At 66.9% G+C, this 17,584-nt stretch carries 16 protein-coding genes and 1 pseudogene; 13 read left to right on the top strand and 4 right to left on the bottom strand.

Annotated features, from left to right (window positions below):
• Nucleotides 1–33 precede the first annotated feature (33 nt).
• The 3 genes and pseudogenes from PJW05_RS08700 to nadE all read left to right on the top strand — a co-directional run bounded on the left by PJW05_RS08700 (nucleotide 34) and on the right by nadE (nucleotide 3,723).
• Nucleotides 34–2,577 carry a penicillin acylase family protein gene (locus PJW05_RS08700; RefSeq protein WP_271411309.1) on the top strand — a complete coding sequence of 848 codons (2,544 nt, stop codon included), beginning with the start codon at nucleotides 34–36 and terminating at the stop codon, nucleotides 2,575–2,577.
• A gap of 196 nt (nucleotides 2,578–2,773) precedes the next feature.
• Nucleotides 2,774–2,899 (top strand): annotated as a pseudogene (locus PJW05_RS26720) (hypothetical protein); the annotation flags it as partial.
• A complete protein-coding gene (gene nadE / locus PJW05_RS08695; RefSeq protein ID WP_271411308.1) occupies nucleotides 2,896–3,723 on the top strand; it encodes an ammonia-dependent NAD(+) synthetase in 828 nt (275 codons plus the stop codon). The pseudogene PJW05_RS26720 and the gene nadE, both read left to right, overlap by 4 nt.
• 104 nt (nucleotides 3,724–3,827) lie before the next feature.
• Here nadE and dcd read toward each other — a convergent pair whose 3' ends face one another.
• Nucleotides 3,828–4,394 carry a dCTP deaminase gene (gene dcd, locus PJW05_RS08690; RefSeq protein ID WP_271411307.1) on the bottom strand — a complete coding sequence of 189 codons (567 nt, stop codon included), beginning with the start codon at nucleotides 4,392–4,394 and terminating at the stop codon, nucleotides 3,828–3,830.
• A 206-nt stretch (nucleotides 4,395–4,600) separates the two neighbouring features.
• On the opposite strand from dcd, the gene PJW05_RS08685 reads away from it, so the two are divergent.
• Nucleotides 4,601–5,272, top strand: coding sequence for a glycine-rich domain-containing protein (locus PJW05_RS08685; RefSeq protein ID WP_271411306.1), 672 nt, complete (start codon nucleotides 4,601–4,603; stop codon nucleotides 5,270–5,272).
• A 21-nt stretch (nucleotides 5,273–5,293) separates the two neighbouring features.
• Here PJW05_RS08685 and apbC read toward each other — a convergent pair whose 3' ends face one another.
• On the bottom strand, nucleotides 5,294–6,388 hold the full coding sequence (gene apbC / locus PJW05_RS08680) for an iron-sulfur cluster carrier protein ApbC (RefSeq protein WP_271411305.1): 1,095 nt from the start codon (nucleotides 6,386–6,388) through the stop codon (nucleotides 5,294–5,296).
• 144 nt (nucleotides 6,389–6,532) lie between these two features.
• Between apbC and metG the strand changes: the two genes are divergently transcribed.
• From metG to PJW05_RS08635, 9 genes are all read left to right on the top strand, one after another.
• Nucleotides 6,533–8,566: a methionine--tRNA ligase gene (gene metG, locus PJW05_RS08675; protein WP_271411304.1), complete on the top strand. Its 2,034-nt coding sequence runs from the start codon at nucleotides 6,533–6,535 to the stop codon at nucleotides 8,564–8,566.
• 256 nt (nucleotides 8,567–8,822) lie between these two features.
• Nucleotides 8,823–9,371 carry an Rnf-Nqr domain containing protein gene (locus PJW05_RS08670; protein ID WP_271411303.1) on the top strand — a complete coding sequence of 183 codons (549 nt, stop codon included), beginning with the start codon at nucleotides 8,823–8,825 and terminating at the stop codon, nucleotides 9,369–9,371.
• A complete protein-coding gene (rsxB, locus tag PJW05_RS08665; RefSeq protein WP_271411302.1) occupies nucleotides 9,368–10,735 on the top strand; it encodes an electron transport complex subunit RsxB in 1,368 nt (455 codons plus the stop codon). The genes PJW05_RS08670 and rsxB overlap by 4 nt, the downstream gene beginning before the upstream one ends.
• A 12-nt stretch (nucleotides 10,736–10,747) precedes the next feature.
• Nucleotides 10,748–11,755: an RnfABCDGE type electron transport complex subunit D gene (locus tag PJW05_RS08660; RefSeq protein WP_271411301.1), complete on the top strand. Its 1,008-nt coding sequence runs from the start codon at nucleotides 10,748–10,750 to the stop codon at nucleotides 11,753–11,755.
• Nucleotides 11,752–12,360: an RnfABCDGE type electron transport complex subunit G gene (locus PJW05_RS08655; protein ID WP_271411300.1), complete on the top strand. Its 609-nt coding sequence runs from the start codon at nucleotides 11,752–11,754 to the stop codon at nucleotides 12,358–12,360. The genes PJW05_RS08660 and PJW05_RS08655 overlap by 4 nt, the downstream gene beginning before the upstream one ends.
• Nucleotides 12,357–12,929, top strand: coding sequence for an Rnf-Nqr domain containing protein (locus PJW05_RS08650; protein WP_271411299.1), 573 nt, complete (start codon nucleotides 12,357–12,359; stop codon nucleotides 12,927–12,929). The genes PJW05_RS08655 and PJW05_RS08650 overlap by 4 nt, the downstream gene beginning before the upstream one ends.
• Nucleotides 12,926–13,564 carry an endonuclease III gene (gene nth / locus PJW05_RS08645; protein ID WP_271411298.1) on the top strand — a complete coding sequence of 213 codons (639 nt, stop codon included), beginning with the start codon at nucleotides 12,926–12,928 and terminating at the stop codon, nucleotides 13,562–13,564. The genes PJW05_RS08650 and nth overlap by 4 nt, the downstream gene beginning before the upstream one ends.
• A gap of 108 nt (nucleotides 13,565–13,672) precedes the next feature.
• A complete protein-coding gene (locus PJW05_RS08640; RefSeq protein ID WP_271411297.1) occupies nucleotides 13,673–13,852 on the top strand; it encodes a PA3496 family putative envelope integrity protein in 180 nt (59 codons plus the stop codon).
• Between the two features lie 113 nt (nucleotides 13,853–13,965).
• Nucleotides 13,966–15,297 (top strand): IS4 family transposase, encoded by a 1,332-nt coding sequence (locus PJW05_RS08635; protein ID WP_271408194.1) that lies wholly within the window; start codon nucleotides 13,966–13,968, stop codon nucleotides 15,295–15,297.
• 37 nt (nucleotides 15,298–15,334) lie between these two features.
• On the opposite strand, the gene PJW05_RS08630 is transcribed toward PJW05_RS08635, so the two are convergent.
• Together PJW05_RS08630 and PJW05_RS08625 are read right to left on the bottom strand one after the other, a co-directional pair.
• On the bottom strand, nucleotides 15,335–16,462 hold the full coding sequence (locus PJW05_RS08630) for a TIGR03364 family FAD-dependent oxidoreductase (protein WP_271411296.1): 1,128 nt from the start codon (nucleotides 16,460–16,462) through the stop codon (nucleotides 15,335–15,337).
• Nucleotides 16,463–16,556: 94 nt separating this feature from the next.
• Nucleotides 16,557–17,576 carry a putative 2-aminoethylphosphonate ABC transporter substrate-binding protein gene (locus PJW05_RS08625; protein WP_271411295.1) on the bottom strand — a complete coding sequence of 340 codons (1,020 nt, stop codon included), beginning with the start codon at nucleotides 17,574–17,576 and terminating at the stop codon, nucleotides 16,557–16,559.
• Nucleotides 17,577–17,584 lie beyond the last annotated feature (8 nt).

Below are 17,584 nucleotides of genomic sequence, written 5' to 3'. Positions count from 1 at the left end.
TGATCCGATGCCCCTCTCAGGAGAGCCCGTTCCATGGCTTCGCCAGCCTTCAAGCGCTTCCTTCCCCGGTTCTGCGTTGCCGCCGCCGCTGGCGCCATGATCGGCCTCAGCGGCTGCCAATCCTGGCTGGATAGCCGCTACTCGAGCAGCCTGCCGCCCACCTCCGGCTTCCAGCCGGTGAAGGGTCTGGCACAAAGCGTGTCCATCCGTCGCAACCCGCTGGGCATGCCGCTGATCGAGACCACCACCTTCCACGACGCCCTGTTCACCCTGGGCTACGTCCACGCCTCCGACCGCCTCAGCCAGATGGTCGGCCTGCGTCTGATGGCCGAGGGCCGCCTGGCGGAAATGGCCGGCCCCGGCGTGCTGGAAATCGACCGGTTCATGCGCGCGGTGAACCTGCGCAAGAGCGCCGACATCCTCTACAAGAACGCTTCGCCGCGCCTGAAGGAGTTCTTCGCGGTCTACGCCCGCGGCGTCAACGCCTACCTCTACCGCTACCGCGACAAGCTGCCGATGGACCTGGCCGAGTCCGGCTACACACCTGCCTACTGGAAACCGGAAGACTCGGTGCTGGTATTCAGCCTGCTGAACTTCGGCCTGGCGGTGAACCTGCAGGAAGAGATCGCGTCCCTGGTGCTGGCGCAGAAGGTCGGCGCCGACAAACTGGCCTGGCTGACTCCCGTCTACCCGGACGAGCCGCTGCCGTTCGAGGAAGCCGAGAAGCTCAAGGGCCTGCAACTGGGCGGGCAGATTCCCGGCCTGGCAGCGCTGAACGAAACCGCCGGGCAGATCGCCGCGCTGAACATGCTCGGCGTTGCCGCTTCCAACAACTGGGCCATCGCCCCGCAGAAGAGCCGCACCGGGCGCAGCATCCTGGCCAACGACACCCATCTGCCGCTGTCCATGCCGTCGGTGTGGAACTTCGTGCAGATCCGCTCGCCGAAATTCCAGGCCGCGGGCGTCTCCATCGCCGGCGTGCCGGCCGTGGTCGCTGGCTACAACGGCAAGCTGGCCTGGGGCATGACCATGGTCATGGGCGACAACCAGGACCTGTTCCTGGAGAAGATCAAGCGCGAAGGCAACCGTCTCTACTACCAGGCCGACGGCAAGTGGCTGCCCGCCAGCGAGCGCATGGAAACCTTCTTCGTGAAAGGTGAGCGCCCGGTGCGCGAGGTCATCTACGAAACCCGCCACGGCCCGCTGCTGAACAGCGTGCTGGGCCAGCGCAAGCACCCGCTACAGCCTCTGGAGATCAAGAGCGGCTACGGCATCGCCCTGCAGACCAGCCAGTTCGAGGCCGACCAGTCCCTGGACGCTTTCTTCGCCCTGTCCCGCGCCCAGTCGGTGGAACAAGCCCACGAGGCCACCCGCGCTGTCCGCGCCATGGGCCTGAACATCCTCTATGCCGATGCCAGGCACATCGCCTGGCAGGTCACCGGCCGCTACCCCAACCGTCGCGAAGGTCGTGGCCTGCTGCCCTCCCCCGGCTGGGACGGTCGCTATGACTGGGACGGCTACGCCGACCCGATTCTCCACCCCTACGATCAGGACCCCGCCCAGGGCTGGCTCGGCACCGCCAACCACCGCACCGTGCAGGGCGGCTATGGCGTGCAGTTGTCCAACTCCTGGTACTACCCGGAGCGCGCCGAACGCATCGCCGAACTGGCCGGCGGCAGCAGCCGGCATGACTGGCAAAGCATGATCGCCATGCAGTACGACCAGACCAGCCCCTTCCCGGCCAAGCTCAAGGCCATGCTGCAGGACCCGGGCATGGCCCAGCCGCTCAAGCAGGCCATCGATGCCCTGCCGCCGGTCGAGCGCGGCAAGGCCCAGGAAGGCCTCGGCCGCCTGCTGGCCTTCGACGGCCGCCTCAGCCCCACCTCGGCGGATGCCGCCTACTACGGCGCCTTCCTCCACGAAAGCGCGCGGCAGATCTTCCTCGACGAACTGGGCCCGGAATCCAGCCCCGCCTGGCGCGCCCTGGTGCAGGCCGGCGACCTCTCCTACTCGGCCCAGGCCGACCACTTGCTGGGCCGTGTCGACAGCCCCTTCTGGGATGACGTGAACACCCCGCAGAAGGAGGACAAGGCCACCATCCTCGCGCGCAGCCTGGCAAGTGCCGTGACCTTCACCGAAAGCCGCCTGGGGGCAGACCGCAAGGCCTGGCAATGGGGCAAGCTGCATACCTACGAGTGGGTCACCGAGAGCACCCGACTGGCGCCCTACATGAGCGCCAGCCAGCGCACCGGCCTCAACGCCCTGAAGGGCTACCTGGACCGTGGTCCCTATGCGGCCGGCGGCGACCACAGCACCCTCAACGTCTCGGCCTACCACTGGGGACAGGGCTTCGATACCTGGCTGATCCCGGCCATGCGCATCATCGTCGACTTCGGCCAACCCGAGCCCATGATCGGCATGAACAGCTCCGGCCAGTCCGGCAACCCGGCCAGCCCGCACTACGCCGACGGCATCGACGCCTGGCTCAAGGCGCGCTACATGAAGTTCCCCTTCCAGCCGCAGAACCTCGACGCCGTCTACGGCACCAAGCGCCTGATGCTGACCCCGCAGAAATGATCCGCCGGCGGTGGAACTTTCCGCCGCCACGCCGCTCTGATCCGGTGGACTTACTCCATCGATCACATTTCAAGGCGCCCCCGGGCGCCTTTTCTTTTGCCCACCAGCAGGGTCAGCCTCTGCATGGGGTCTCCAGGCTTTGGCCGACTCCAGCCGTCTTGCACCGCCCCGCCCCCTTGTCGCATCCTGCGCCCTTCACGGCCTGCCAGAGGCCAGGATTACCGACGCAGCGGGCCAGTCCCAATGCCAAGACGAGCACTTCGTCGCCTACCTGAAACACGTTTTCCGCGTCGCCGACGCCCAGCAAGGACTCCCCTCATGAGCAATCGCCAGCAAGAAATCGCCAAGGCCCTGGACGTCGTTCCGCCCTTCGCCGACGAAGCCGCCCTGGTGGCCGAAGTCGAACGCCGCAAGGCCTTCATCAAGGACTGCCTGCGCAAGTCCGGCCTCAAAGTCCTGGTGCTCGGCATCAGTGGCGGCGTCGACTCCACCACCGCCGGCCGCCTGGCCCAGCTCTCGGTGGAAGAGTTGCGCGCCGAGACCGGCGACGCCGGCTACCGCTTCATCGCCGTGCGCCTGCCCTACAACGTCCAGCACGATGAGGCGGATGCCCAGGTGGCGATGAACTTCATCCGCGCCGACGAAGAAGAAACGGTGAATATCGCCGGCAGCGTGCTCGGCCTGGCCGAGCAGGTGGCTCACCTGAACAACCTCAGCGACGCCCGCCGCGACTTCGTCACCGGCAACGTCAAGGCACGTATCCGCATGGTCGCCCAGTTCGCCATCGCCAACGCCAACAACGGCCTGGTGATCGGCACCGACCACGCCGCCGAGGCGGTGATGGGCTTCTTCACCAAGTTCGGCGATGGCGCCTGCGACCTCGCCCCGCTCTCCGGCCTGGTGAAGCACCAGGTGCGTGCCATCGCCCGCTACCTGGGAGCGCCGGAAAGCGCCGTGCACAAAGTGCCTACCGCCGACCTGGAAGAACTGCGCCCGGGCAAGCCGGACGAGGAAGCCCACGGCGTCACCTACGTGGAAATCGACGCCTTCCTGCATGGCCAGGAAGTCAGCCCCGAAGCCTACGCCACCATCGTACGCACCTACGACAACACCCAGCACAAGCGCATCCTGCCGCTGGTGCCCTGAGCGCCGCGACGCCCGCCCCCGGGTGGATGTCGCCTTGGCCTCCCGCCACATCGCGGGCACAAAAAAGCCGGGCAAACGCCCGGCTTTTTCATTTCAGACAGACCTCAGGCCTTGGGCAGGGTCACTCCGGTCTGGCCCTGGTACTTGCCGCCGCGGTCCTTGTAGGACACTTCGCAGGCCTCGTCCGATTGCAGGAAGAGCATCTGCGCCACGCCTTCGTTGGCGTAGATCTTCGCCGGCAGGTTGGTGGTGTTGGAGAACTCCAGGGTCACGTGGCCTTCCCATTCGGGCTCCAGCGGGGTCACGTTGACGATGATGCCGCAGCGCGCGTAGGTGCTCTTGCCCAGGCAGATAGTCAGCACGTCGCGCGGAATGCGGAAGTACTCCACGGTGCGGGCCAGGGCGAAGGAGTTCGGCGGGATGATGCAGACATCGCTCTTGATGTCGACGAAGCTCTTCTCGTCGAAGTTCTTCGGGTCCACCACGGCCGAATGGATATTGGTGAACACCTTGAATTCGTCGGCGCAGCGCACATCGTAGCCGTAGCTGGACACCCCGTAGGAAATCACCCGGCTGTCGCCCGCGCCGCGCACCTGGCGCTCGACGAAAGGCTCGATCATGCCGTGCTCCTGGGCCATGCGGCGAATCCACTTGTCCGATTTGATGCTCATGGCGGTGTTCCTGTCAGGGGCTGAAAATTGACCGCGAATATTACCGGGCGCGGGTCATCCGGGCAAAGGTCACACACGACCGGTCGGCGCCGGCCGTTCCGACCGGCGAACCATCGGGCCGAAAGCGCCGCACGGGTCGCAGGCACTTGAATTTCCGCTGGCGATTGCACAATGTCCGGCCCGCCCTCCGCAAAAGATGAAGTCCCATGATCGTGATGCTATGGATCGTCGCCCTGACACTGGTCGGACTGGCCGTGCTGTACCTGAAGCGGCAGCGCACCCGCAAACGCGAAGCCTTCATCCGCCGGTTCAGCGTTCCCGAGCACCTGCTCGCCAAACTGAGGACCCGTCATCCGCAATTGAGCCAGGCGGATTGCCAGCTCGTCGCGGGCGGTCTGCGGCAGTTTTTCCTCGCCTACCTGAACAGCGGCCACGGCTATGTCTCCATGCCGTCCCAGGTTGTCGACGACCTCTGGCACGAGTTCATCCTGCACACCCGTGCCTACCAGGCCTTCTGCAAACTGGCCTTTGGCCGCTTCCTCCACCACACCCCCGCCGCAGCCCTGGGCGGCCAGCGACAGAGCGACGCCGGCCTGCGTCGCTGCTGGTGGTTCAGCTGCCGCGAAGAGCGCATCGATCCCCGCGCGCCCAGCCGCGTGCCGCTGCTGTTCGCCCTGGACAGCCAGTTGGGAATCGCCGGCGGATTCGCCTATGTCGCCGACTGCAGCGGCCTGCCGCGCCCGGCCAGGGACTCGGGCGGGGTGGTGCACTGCGGCAGCGACCTTTCCAGCGGTTGCTCGGGAGGCGACTCCGGCTCTACGGACTTCGGAGACAGCGGTGGAGATGGTGGCGGGGGCTGTGGCGGCGGGGGCGACTGAGCGGACGCCCCCGCGGCGCGGTCAGTCGTCGCTGATGCTGATCGCGGGCATGGCGGTGGCGGCCTGATCGGATTGCGCGATGCGCGCGCCGACGCAACGGGCCATCTGCTGGTAGATCATGGCGATCTGGCTTTCCGGATCGGCGATGGCGGTGGGCTTGCCGCCGTCGGACTGCAGGCGAATGGCCATGGACAGCGGCAGCGAGGCCAGCAGCTCCACGCCGTACTGGGCCGCCAGCTTCTCGCCTCCGCCCTCACCGAACAGGTGCTCGGCGTGGCCGCAGTTGGAGCAGATGTGCACCGCCATGTTCTCCACCACGCCGAGCACGGGAATGTTCACCTTGCGGAACATCTCCACGCCCTTCTTCGCGTCCAGCAGCGCCAGGTCCTGCGGCGTGGTGACGATCACGCTGCCGCTCACCGGGACCTTCTGCGCCAGGGTCAGTTGGATGTCACCGGTGCCCGGCGGCATGTCCACCACCAGGTAGTCCAGGTCCTCCCAGGCGGTCTGGGTGATCAGCTGGATCAGCGCGCCGGAGACCATGGGGCCGCGCCACACCACCGGAGTGTTGTCATCGGTGAGGAAGGCCATGGACATCACCTGCACGCCATGGGACTCGACGGGCACGAAGAACTTCTGGTCGCGCACCTTGGGCCGGGTGCCCTCGGCAACGCCGAACATGATGCCCTGGCTGGGGCCATAGATATCGGCGTCGAGAATGCCGACGCGCGCGCCCTCGCGGGACAGCGCCAGGGCCAGGTTGGCGGCGGTGGTGGATTTGCCCACGCCGCCCTTGCCGGAGGCCACGGCGATGATGTTTTTCACGTTGGCCAGCGCCGGCACCTGCTCCTGGGCCTTGTGCGCTTCGATCACGCAATCCACCTGGACATCGGCGCCGTCCACGCCGTCCAGGTTCTCCAGGGCCATCTTCAGCATTTGTGCCCAGCCGCCCTTGAACAGCCCGGCAGCGTAACCCAGCTCCAGGCGCACGCGGACATTGCCGCCCTGGATATCGACTTCGCGCAGGCAGCCGGCGCTGACCGGGTCCTGGTTCAGGTGGGGATCGGTGAACTGGCGCAGGGTGGCTTCGACCTGGGCGCGGGAAAGAGTGCTCATCGCATGACTCCGGAAAGACCGAGCGGAATAGGCGGCTATCCTAACCGACCGCCTCGCCGCTGGGTCCTCCGGACGTGAAAAAATCGCGCCGCGCCTATATAGTTGCCGACTTCCCTTCGTTTCGTAATCCGGTAGCCGAGCACCATGACCGAGCCCCGCAAAATCCTCGTGACAAGCGCCCTTCCCTATGCCAACGGGTCCATTCACCTCGGGCATATGGTCGAGTACATCCAGACCGACATCTGGGTACGCTTCCAGAAGATGCGCGGCAACCAGGCCGTCTACGTCTGCGCCGACGACGCCCACGGCTCGGCCATCATGCTGCGCGCCGAGAAGGAGGGCATCACCTCCGAGCAGTTGATCGACAACGTCCGCGCCGAGCACACCGCCGACTTCGCCGCCTTCCTGGTGGACTTCGACAACTACCACTCGACCCACTCGGAAGAAAACCGCGCGCTGTCCAGCAGCATCTACACCAAGCTGCGCGACGCCGGCCACATCGCCACCCGCCCGGTCACCCAGTACTTCGACCCGGACAAGGAAATGTTCCTGGCCGACCGTTTCATCAAGGGCACCTGCCCCAAATGTGCGGCCGAAGACCAGTACGGCGACAACTGTGAAGTGTGCGGCGCCACCTATTCCCCCAACGAACTGAAAAACCCCAAGTCGGCCATTTCCGGCGCCACCCCGGTGCTCAAGGAGTCGCTGCACTATTTCTTCAAGCTGCCGGACTTCGACGCCATGCTGAAGGAGTGGACCCGCAGCGGCGCGCTGCAGGAGTCGGTGGCCAACAAGATCGCCGAGTGGCTCGACGCCGGCCTGCAGGAGTGGGACATCAGCCGTGACGCGCCCTACTTCGGCTTCGAAATTCCCGACGCCCCCGGCAAGTACTTCTACGTCTGGCTGGACGCGCCCATCGGCTACATGGCCAGCTTCCAGAACCTCTGCGCGCGCCGTCCCGAGCTGGATTTCGACGCTTTCTGGAACAAGGACTCCAAGGCCGAGCTGTACCACTTCATCGGCAAGGACATCGTCAACTTCCACGCCCTGTTCTGGCCCGCCATGCTCGAAGGCGCCGGCTACCGCAAGCCGACCGCGCTCAACGTGCACGGCTACCTGACCGTGAACGGCCAGAAGATGTCCAAGTCCCGCGGCACCTTCATCAAGGCGCGCACCTACCTGGATCACCTGAGCCCGGAATACCTGCGCTACTACTACGCCTCCAAGCTGAGCCGCAGCGTCGACGACCTCGACCTGAACCTCGAGGACTTCGTGCAGAAGGTCAATTCCGACCTGGTGGGCAAGGTGGTGAACATCGCCAGCCGTTGCGCCGGCTTCATCCACAAGGGCAACGCCGGCAAGCTGGTGGCCGAGAACGCCGCCCCGGAACTGTTCGACGAATTCGCCGCGGCCGCACCGAGCATCACCGAAGCCTACGAAAACCGTGACTTCGCCCGTGCCATGCGCGAAATCATGGCGCTCGCCGACCGTGCCAACGCCTACATCGCCGACAAGGCGCCCTGGGCCCTGGCCAAGCAGGAAGGCAAGCAGGCCGAGGTGCAGGCGGTGTGCGCCGCCGGTATCAACCTGTTCCGCCAGTTGGTGATCTTCCTCAAGCCGGTGCTGCCGAAGCTGGCCGCGGACGCCGAGGCCTTCCTCAACGTCGCGCCGCTGACCTGGGACAACCACAAGACCCTGCTCGCCGAGCATCAGTTGAACCCCTTCAACCCGCTGATGACCCGTATCGAGCCGGCGAAGGTCGAAGCCATGGTCGCCGCCTCCAAGGAAGATCTGGCCGCCGCGTCGGCGCCCAAGGGCAATGGCGAGCTGGAGAAAGACCCGCTGGCGGCGGAAATCACCTTCGACACCTTCGCCGCCGTCGACCTGCGCATCGCCCTGATCGAGAAGGCCGAGTTCGTCGAGGGCGCCGACAAGCTGCTGCGCCTGACCCTGGACATCGGCGACGCCAAGCGCAACGTCTTCTCCGGCATCAAGAGCGCCTACCCGGACCCGAGCAAGCTGGAAGGCCGCCTCACCCTGTACGTCGCCAACCTGGCGGCGCGCAAGATGAAGTTCGGCATCTCCGAAGGCATGGTCCTGGCGGCCGGCCCCGGCGGCGAGGAAATCTACCTGCTCAGCCCCGACAGCGGCGCCAAGCCGGGTCAGCGGGTCAAGTAAGACGCCGAGCTGCAGCACAACGCCCGCCTATCGCGGGCGTTGTGTTTTCTGCCGCAGGTTGGGTTGAGGCACGAAACCCAACCTGCGGAGGCGGACATCAGCACGTTGGGCCTCGTTCCTCGGCGCCAACCTGCCCCCTTTCAGCTGAGCTAGCCTTGAACCTAGGCACGGCCTGCGGGCACCGCGCCCCTGTACCGCTCCGGCTGCATCCCGGATAATACGCGGCCCTTTTTCCAGCCCGGCGACGCCACGTCCCATGACCGACCTTCTCTTCGCCCTGCTCGGCGCGGCCCTGGCCAGTAACCTGGTCCTCGGCCTGCCCCTGGGCGCCGACGCCCTGCGCCAGCCGCGCAGCCGGGCGCTGGCCCTGGCGGGCGGCGTGCTCCTGGCGGCCGCGGCCCCCCTCGCCTGGCTGTTCGACCAATTCTTCCTCGCCCCCCTGAACCTCGGCCCGTTGCGCCTGTTCCTCTTCCTGCCGCTGCTGGCGGCCCTGGCCTGGCTGGTGACGCGCCTGCTGGCACGCTGGCGCCCGGCCCTGGCGGTGGACAGCTTCCTGCTGCTGGGCAACGGCGCGGCCCTCGGCGCCATGCTCCTGGCCCCGGCCGGAAGCCTGCTCCAGGCACTGGGGCTGGGGCTGGGGGGTGGATTTGGTTTCTGGCTCGCGTTGCGCCTGTTCGACGACCTGCTGACGCAGGTCGAACAGGCCGACGTCCCCGCACCTTTCCGAGGCACGCCCATGCTGCTCATCTGCGCAGGACTCATGGGCCTGGCTTTTCTCGGCTTCAACGGATTCGGCACTCCATGACCCAAGCAGCCCTGATCCGCAGCATCGACGCCCTGCTGCCCCAGACCCAGTGCGGCAAGTGCGGCCATCCCGGCTGCAAGCCCTACGCCGAAGGCATCGCCCAGGGCGAGCCGATCAACAAATGCCCGCCCGGCGGCACCGCCACCATCCTGGCCCTGGCCGACCTGTTGAAGGTCCCGCCGCTGCCCCTGGACGCCCCCAACGGCCCGGTGCCGCCGCAGATCGCATTCATTCGCGAAGCCGAGTGCATCGGCTGCACCAAGTGCATCCAGGCCTGCCCGGTGGACGCCATAGTCGGCGCCGCCAAGCAGATGCACACCGTCATCACGGATGAATGCACCGGCTGCGAACTCTGCGTGGTGCCCTGCCCGGTGGACTGCATCGATATCCTGCCGCTCGCCGAGCCGGCCGCCGGCGCCCAGCGCCAACGCGCCGACCAGTTCCGCGAGCGCTTCGAATTCCGCAATGCCCGCCTCGCCCGCGAAGAGACACGCCGCCAGGCCGAGCGTGAGGCCCGTGTCGCCCGCATCGCCCAGGCCGGGCAAACCGCCGCCGCGCCGCAGGATGCCGTCCAGGCCGCCATCGAACGGGTCAAGGCGCAGAAGGCCGCCGCCCCCAGCCTCAGCGATCAGCAGAAGCGCCTGAAGATCGAGGCCGCCATGGCCCAGGTGGCGCTGAAGAAGGCCGAAGCCCAGCTGGAGGTCTACGGCACCTCCGACCTCCAAACCCAGGTCGCCGAGCTGCGCCTGGCCAACGACAAGGCCCAGGCCGCCCTCAAGGCGGCCCTGGAAGCCCCGGCGCCGCAGGTGGATGAAACCGCCCTCAAGCAGGCGAAAATCGCCGCCGCCATGAGCCGCGCCCAACTGAGCAAGGCCGAGAAGGCCTTTGGCGAAGCCCCGACCGACGCACAACTGGCCCAACTGGCCGAGCTGCGCGCCGCCGAGGAGCAGGCCCAGCAGCGTCTGGAAGCCCTTCAGGGCAGCCCGCTCGCGCCCGTCGCCAGCGACGGCCAGGCCCGCCTCAAGCAGGCCAAGATCGCCCTCGCCAGCCGCCGCGCCGAACTGAAGGGCGCCGAAGCCCGTGGCGCCATCGACGCGGAACTGGTCGCGCTGCGCCGGGCCCTGGCCGACGCCGAGGTCGCCCTGCACGCGGCCGAGGACGCCTCCGGCAAGCAACCACCCGACCTGCAACGCATCGACAAGCGCCCGGTGGACCCGGCCATGCGCGCCCTGAAGACCGAACTGGCCTACGCCCAAGCCGAACTCAGCAAGCTTGAACGGCAGGCCGACAACGACCCGGCCGCCCTGGCCAAGGCCCGCGAACGCCTGGCCAAGGCCGAACGGGCCCTCGCCGAACATCCCTGACGACCAACGGCGATGACCACCCGCCCGGCCTTCGACCCCCGCCCCAGCATGCAACTGGTGCTGCTGGCCTGCCTGCCGGGCCTGCTGGCACTGTTCTGGCAGTACGGCTGGGGCAGTCTGCTGCAACTGCTGGTGGCCCTCCCGGTCGCCCTGGCCTGCGAGGCACTGGTTCGCCGCTTGCGCCGGCAGCCCGTCGCGACGCAAGCCGCGTTGTTCAACCGCCCCCTGCTGGGCGAAGGCAGCGCCCTGGTCAGCGCCACCTTGCTGGCCCTGGCCCTGCCGCCCTATTCGCCCTGGTGGCTGACCGCCTGCGCCTGCGCCTTCGCCCTGCTGTTCGGCAAGGCACTGTTCGGCGGCTTCGGGCAGAACCCCCTCAATCCGGCCATGCTCGGCTACGCCCTGGTACTGGTGGCCTTCCCCGTCCAGCTCAGCCAGTGGCCCACGCCCGGCCAGCAGCCCGGCCTGGGCGAAGCCCTGCAGCAGGTCCTGGGTGTCGGCGGCGGTCTGGTGGATGGCTGGAGCCAGGCCACCGCCCTGGACAGCCTCAAGCACAACGACCGCCTGACCGTCGATGAACTCTTCGCCGGTCACGCCGCCTTCGGCGGCGTCGGGGGGCACGGCGCGGAGTGGGTCAACCTGGCGTTCCTCCTGGGCGGCCTGTTCCTGCTGCAACGCAAGGTGATTCGCTGGCACGCGCCCGCCGGACTGCTGGCCAGCCTCTTCGTCATCAGCCTGCTGTGCTGGAACGGCAGCGGCTCCGATTCCAACGGCTCGCCGCTGTTCCACCTGCTCAGCGGCGCCACCATGCTCGGCGCCTTCTTCATCGCCACCGAACCGGTGTCCGGCGCCGCCAGCGACCGTGGCCGCCTGTACTTCGGTATCGGCGCCGGGCTGTTGGTCTATGTGATCCGCACCTGGGGCGGCTATGCCGACGGCATGGCCTTCGCCATCCTGTTGATGAACCTGCTGACGCCGTCCCTGGACCGGCTGACGGCGCGCAGCCGGGAGACGCCCGCGTGAATGGCCGCGACATCCGGGTGCTGGTCCTGCTGGCGGGCGCCGGGCTGGCCGTGCTGATCGCCGTCAGCCAACTGCTCGCCGGGCGGATCGACGCCGAACGCCAGGCCGCCGACGAACGCGCCCTGCTCGACCTGCTGCCCGCCGGCAGCTACGACAACCGCCCCCTGGCCCGGCCGATCGCCCTGCCCGCCAGCGAGCTGCTGGGCAGCCCGCCGCCCAACCAGGCCTGGCTGGCCACCCGCGAAGGCGTCCCGGTGGCGGTGCTGCTGCCGGTCGTCGCCAAGGGCTACGAAGGGCCGATCCACCTGCTGCTGGCGATCCGTCCGGACGGCCGCCTGCTGGCCAGCAAGGTGCTCGACCACCGCGAAACAGCGGGTATCGGCGACCGCATCGAGCCGGCCCGCAGTCCCTGGCTGCAAACCTTCGATGGCGTTTCCCTGGCCGGGCGCCCGGAAGCGCAATGGCAGGTGAAAGCCGACAACGGCCAGTTCGACCAGATCGCCGGCGCCACCATCACCTCCCGCGCCGTGGTCAGCGCCATCCAGCGCGCGCTGCAATTCTTCGACGGCCAGCGCCGACTGCTGCTCGGGGAGGCCACGCCATGAAAGCCAGCCACCTCGGCCTGATCGGCCTGGCCCTGCTGATCGGCGCCACCGACCTGCTGGTGAAGGGCCTGGGGCTGGCCCTGGTCGGCCTGCCCCTGCTCGGCCTCCTGGGGCTGGTCCTGCCGCTGCTCGATCGTCACCTGACCGGCACCGCCCACGGGCTCGGCGCACTGCTGCTGTCCGTCCTGCTGGTGAGTATCGCCAGCCTGCTGCTGCAAGCCGGCGCGTTCGAACTGCACCGGGCCTTCGGCCCCTACCTCTACCTGCTGCTGGTGCCCTGCCTGCAGCTGAGCCAAGGGGAACGCTCGGACGCGCTCGACGGCCTGCGCCTGGGCCTCGCCTTCGCCCTGCTGGCATTACTCCTGGGCGCCCTGCGGGAAGCCCTCGGGCATGCCAGCCTGTTCGCCCATTTCGACTGGTTGCTGGGTCCGCCCGCGCTGGGCTGGCGGGTGCAGTTCGGCGCCGATGGCATCCCCCTGTTCGCCCTGGCGCCCGGAGCCTTTATCCTGCTGGGAACGCTACTGGCGCTCTGGCGCCACCTGACCAAGAAGACCGCTGATTCCCGATGAACGCCGCCAAACGCTACGAAATCTTCCGCCGCCTCCACGACGACGATCCCAACCCCACCACCGAACTGGCCTACAGCACGCCGTTCGAGCTGCTGATCGCGGTCATCCTTTCCGCCCAGGCCACCGACGTCGGCGTGAACAAGGCCACGGCCAGGCTGTACCCGGTGGCCAACACCCCGGAGGCCATCTACGCCCTGGGCGTGGAGGGGTTGTCGGAGTACATCAAGACCATCGGCCTCTACAACAGCAAGGCGAAGAACGTCATCGAGACCTGCCGCATCCTCATCGAGCAGCACGGCAGCCAGGTGCCGGACAACCGCGAGGACCTCGAAGCCCTGCCCGGCGTCGGCCGCAAGACCGCCAACGTGGTGCTCAACACCGCCTTCCGCCAGCCCACCATGGCGGTGGACACGCACATTTTCCGGGTCAGCAACCGCACCGGCATCGCCCCCGGCAAGAACGTGCTGGAGGTGGAAAAGAAGCTGCTGAAATTCGTACCAAAAGAATTCCTGCTGGACGCCCACCACTGGCTGATCCTGCACGGCCGGTACGTTTGCGTGGCGCGCAAGCCGCGCTGCGGCGCCTGCCGTATCGAGGATCTTTGCGAGTACAAGGCGAAGACGTCTGACGATTGATAACCTATTGATTCGCTCAAGTATCCGATTGAAAAAATCTTTTTTACCGGTCCTGTCTTTGCCGCTATAAGGTGCGCCAATAGCGCCCCGCTTTGTGGAGTGACCCTTATGAGCACAGCCAAAGACGACATCGAGCTCGAAGAAGATTTCGTTTCCGAAGACAGCGAAGATTCGGAAGCCCCGGCAGAAACCGCCAAAACCAACCTGACCAAGCGCCGCATCATCGACAACTACCTCGAAGAGCGGCGCCTGCAGAAGCAGCTTTCCGATTACGACTTCGACCTGTAGTCGACGCCTGCGAAAAAGCCCCGCGAATGCGGTAATGCTGTTCACATAAGCATTTGAGCTGCAGCCGAGGTTCCCCGAGAATCCGATGCCAGACCTCTGGCATCGGATTTTTTATGTCCTTTCAACAGCAGTTGCTCGACCTGGGCGAGTTGTTCAACTTCTCCGACTTGAGCACCTTCACCCAAAACATCCCGATCGAGTGGGTGGCGTCGGCGCTGGAGCTTTCTGCCCAGGCCACCATCCGCCGCCGGCGCCTGCCCAGTGATCAGGTGCTCTGGCTGGTGCTCGGCATGGCCTTGTTCCGCGACGAGCCGGTCCATGAGGTGGCGCGGCGCCTGAACATCTGCGCCCAGGGTCTGGCCTCCGACCACCTGCTGGCCAGAAGTGGGGTCACCGAGGCACGCAAACGGCTGGGGGCCGATCCGGTTGAATGGCTGTTTCGCCAGACGGGTCAGCAATGGGGGTGTGAGCGCTATGACGGCGATAGCTGGCAGGGCCTGCAGGTGTTGGCGGTGGATGGTGCACTGCTGCGCACCCCGGATACACCCGAACTGCGGGAGCATTTCGGCTCTGGCAATACCGCCACCGACCGTCAGACGCCGTTCCCCATGCTGCGTCTGGTGGCCCTGATGAATGTGCGCTCGCACTTGATTCTGGATGCCCAGCTGAGCCCATACCGGCGCAGTGAAATGCGCTTGGCCGATGCCTTTGTGCAGCAGATTCCCGACCATTCGGTGACCTTGTTCGACAAGGGGTTCTGGAGCGCCGATTTGCTGTTGGGGTTGAACAAGGGCGGTGACCACCGACATTGGTTGATCCCGGCCCGCCAGGGTCTAGTCAGCGAGGAAGTGACGCGTTATGGCAAAGGGGATCGCCTGTTGCGCATGAAGGTGTCGCCCCAGGCGCGAAACCGTAACCCGAACCTACCCACGCACTGGGAGGTGCGCGAGGTCAGCTACGAAGTCCAGGGCAAGGTAAAAACCGTTCTGACCTCGCTGCCGGCCGAGCGCTACAGCGCCAAGGCGGTCGCCACACTGTACCGGGAGCGCTGGGAGATCGAACTGGGCTTCCGGAACATCAAGAGTTCCCTGCAGCAGAATGCGGTGACCCTGCGCAGTAAGGTCAAGGCGTTGGTCTACCAGGAGGTCTGGGGATTGTTGCTGGCCTACAACATCATCCGCCGTGAGGCCGGTCAGGCGGCAGTCGCCTTCGGCCGCTCACCCGCCGACATCCGCTTCAAGCCGGTGGCTCACTATATCGCCGTGCAATTGATCGTGATGGCGGCGGCCAACCCGATTTCGGCCACGGGCCGTCGCCTGTCGGAGTTGCGAGCCGGTATTGGCGGGTTGTTTCTGGATCACCGCCCCAAGCCATCAAGACCCAGGACGGTGAAGATTTCCAAGACCCGCTACCCGGTGGACCGCAAGGCTGCTCCGCTTAAGTGAACAGCATTACCGCGAATGCGGGGCTTTTTGTTTGCAGTCAGGTGAGCAATCCCGCCACCGTCCGCTCGCCCAGTGCCGGGCCGACGCTCATGCCCACGCCGCTGTGCATCAGCACCGCAGTCACCCCCGGCGCCGCCTTGAGCACCGAGAACGGCCCCGGCCCACGGGCGCCGTAGACACCCTGCCAGCGTTCCACCACCGTCAGGCGCGTGCCGAGGGTGTGCTCGGCCAGTTCCAGCAGGATGTCGTCCACCGCTTCGGCATTGAAGGGCGACGCATCGCTGCCGTAGTGGTGGGAGTCGCCGACGATCAACTCGCCATGGGGCGTCGGGCTGACCAGCAGGTGGATGCCGTGCTCCTCCAAGGCCGGCTGTTCGTTGCGGATCTGCTCGCGAATGGCCTCGGCTTCCGGCAGGTCGGAGAAGGCGCCGTAGTGCACGCAGCTGAGGCCGGTGAGCACCGCCTGGTTCAGGCCGAAGTCGCGCTCCGGGCGCACCCGCAGCATCTGCAGGCGGCAGACCTGGGGTTGCAGCGGCGCGATCTGCTCGGCCAGCAGGGTCTGATAGTCGTGGCCGGAGCAGACGATGATCTGCTCCGCGCGGCAACGACCGGCGGTGCTGTGGATAACCCCCGGTTCGATCGCGCGCACCAGGGTGGAGAAATGGAATTCGACGCCGTACTCCCGGCGCAGGTAGTCCACCAGCGCGGGCACGGCCTCGCGGGAATAGAGCTGCTGGTCGTCCAGCCCCAGCAGGGCGGCACGGTGGTGGCTGAACTGGCCCCGATAAAGGTCATGCAGGCGGTCGCCGCGCAGCAGCTCCACGCGGTAGCCGTGTTCGCGGGCGCGCACCTCGCAGAAGGCTTCCAGCAGCGCTTCCTCGGCACGGGTCCGGGCCAGCAGCAGGGAACCGTTGCGACGGAGGTGGAATCCGGCGGCCTCGGCCCAACCGGCCCAGATGTCCCGACTGTCCCGGGCCAGGGCGTGCATCGGACCCGGCGGCTGGCCGGTGACCAGGGCCTGGCCGAAGTTGCGCACCGAGGCCCCCAGGGGCGTGGCGCTGCGCTCGAAGACGCTGACGCGCAAACCGCGCCGCGCCGCGGCGTAGGCGTGGGACAGGCCGAGGATGCCGGCGCCGACCATGGCGATATCGGTGTCTTGCAGCATGGGAACTCCTTGGGTTCGAGCGGGGCCGGCCTCCCTCACCCCAGCCCTCTCCCGGAGGGAGAGGGAGCAAAGCGGAGAAGCCGGATACCTCGGTTTACTGCGGCAGCTTCTCGGACTTGCCGTCGTAGCGCTTGCGCCATTCGGCGAGGATCTGGTCGCGGTTCTGCGAGGCCCAGGCGAAGTCGTTCTTGATCAGCCGCTGCTCGTAGTCGGCGGGCAGTTCGGTCTGCGGCTTGGCGATGCCGGGGGCGGCGAGGACGGCGAAGTTCTCCTTGTACAGCGCCATGGCCGCCGGGCTGGCGGAGAAGTCGGCGAGCTTCTTCGCCGCTTCCAGCTGATCGGTGCCCTTGACGATGCCGGTGGCTTCGATTTCCCAGCCCAGGCCTTCCTTCGGCAGGACGATGTCCAGCGGCGCGCCCTGGCGCTTCAGTTGCACGGCCGGGTACTCGAAGGAGATGCCGATGGGGAACTCGCCGGCAGCGGCCAGCTTGCACGGCTTGGAACCGGAATGGACGTACTGGCCGATGTTCTGGTGCAGGGCGTCCATGTAGGCCCAGCCCTGCTTCTCGCCGAAGGTCTGCAGCCAGGCGCTGACGTCGAGGAAGCCGGTGCCGGAAGAGGCCGGGTTCGGCATCACGATCTTGCCCTGGTATTCGGGCTTGGTCAGGTCTTCCCAGCTACCGGGCTTGGTCAGGCCCTGCTTTTCGGCTTCCACGGTGTTGAAGCAGATGGTCGCGGCCCAGACGTCCATGCCGACCCAGGCCGGCGGGTTGGCGGCGTCGCGGTAGTTGGCGCCGATGGTTTCCAGGTGCTTGGGCGCGTATGTCTCCAGCATGCCTTGCGCATCGAGGATGGCCAGGCTGGACGCGGCCAGGCCCCAGACGGCGTCGGCCTGCGGGCGGTCCTTCTCGGCCAGCAGCTTGGCGGTGATGATGCCGGTGGAGTCGCGCACCCACTTGATCTCGATGTCCGGGTTCTGTTGCTCGAAGGCCTTCTTGTAGGCCGACAGTTGCTCGGCTTCCAGGGCGGTGTAGACGGTCAGCTCGGTGGCGGCCTGGGCCTGGAGGCTGAAGCCGGCCACAACGGCGGCGGCGAGGGCGAGGCGTTTGAACATGGAAAGCT

It is taken from the genome of Pseudomonas sp. Q1-7, from assembly GCF_028010285.1.
Classification (GTDB): domain Bacteria; phylum Pseudomonadota; class Gammaproteobacteria; order Pseudomonadales; family Pseudomonadaceae; genus Metapseudomonas.
Note: the sequence above shows the minus strand (reverse complement) of the source record. Positions and strands in the feature narration are given on the sequence as shown.

Excerpts from the sequence above, each read along its gene's own strand:
- PJW05_RS08700 (WP_271411309.1), top strand. The coding sequence starts at position 34 with ATGGCTTCGCCAGCCTTCAAGCGCTTCCTTCCCCGGTTCTGCGTTGCC.
- nadE (WP_271411308.1), top strand. The coding sequence starts at position 2,896 with ATGAGCAATCGCCAGCAAGAAATCGCCAAGGCCCTGGACGTCGTTCCG.
- dcd (WP_271411307.1), bottom strand. The coding sequence starts at position 4,394 with ATGAGCATCAAATCGGACAAGTGGATTCGCCGCATGGCCCAGGAGCAC.
- PJW05_RS08685 (WP_271411306.1), top strand. The coding sequence starts at position 4,601 with ATGATCGTGATGCTATGGATCGTCGCCCTGACACTGGTCGGACTGGCC.
- apbC (WP_271411305.1), bottom strand. The coding sequence starts at position 6,388 with ATGAGCACTCTTTCCCGCGCCCAGGTCGAAGCCACCCTGCGCCAGTTC.
- metG (WP_271411304.1), top strand. The coding sequence starts at position 6,533 with ATGACCGAGCCCCGCAAAATCCTCGTGACAAGCGCCCTTCCCTATGCC.
- PJW05_RS08670 (WP_271411303.1), top strand. The coding sequence starts at position 8,823 with ATGACCGACCTTCTCTTCGCCCTGCTCGGCGCGGCCCTGGCCAGTAAC.
- rsxB (WP_271411302.1), top strand. The coding sequence starts at position 9,368 with ATGACCCAAGCAGCCCTGATCCGCAGCATCGACGCCCTGCTGCCCCAG.
- PJW05_RS08660 (WP_271411301.1), top strand. The coding sequence starts at position 10,748 with ATGACCACCCGCCCGGCCTTCGACCCCCGCCCCAGCATGCAACTGGTG.
- PJW05_RS08650 (WP_271411299.1), top strand. The coding sequence starts at position 12,357 with ATGAAAGCCAGCCACCTCGGCCTGATCGGCCTGGCCCTGCTGATCGGC.
- nth (WP_271411298.1), top strand. The coding sequence starts at position 12,926 with ATGAACGCCGCCAAACGCTACGAAATCTTCCGCCGCCTCCACGACGAC.
- PJW05_RS08640 (WP_271411297.1), top strand. The coding sequence starts at position 13,673 with ATGAGCACAGCCAAAGACGACATCGAGCTCGAAGAAGATTTCGTTTCC.
- PJW05_RS08635 (WP_271408194.1), top strand. The coding sequence starts at position 13,966 with ATGTCCTTTCAACAGCAGTTGCTCGACCTGGGCGAGTTGTTCAACTTC.
- PJW05_RS08630 (WP_271411296.1), bottom strand. The coding sequence starts at position 16,462 with ATGCTGCAAGACACCGATATCGCCATGGTCGGCGCCGGCATCCTCGGC.
- PJW05_RS08625 (WP_271411295.1), bottom strand. The coding sequence starts at position 17,576 with ATGTTCAAACGCCTCGCCCTCGCCGCCGCCGTTGTGGCCGGCTTCAGC.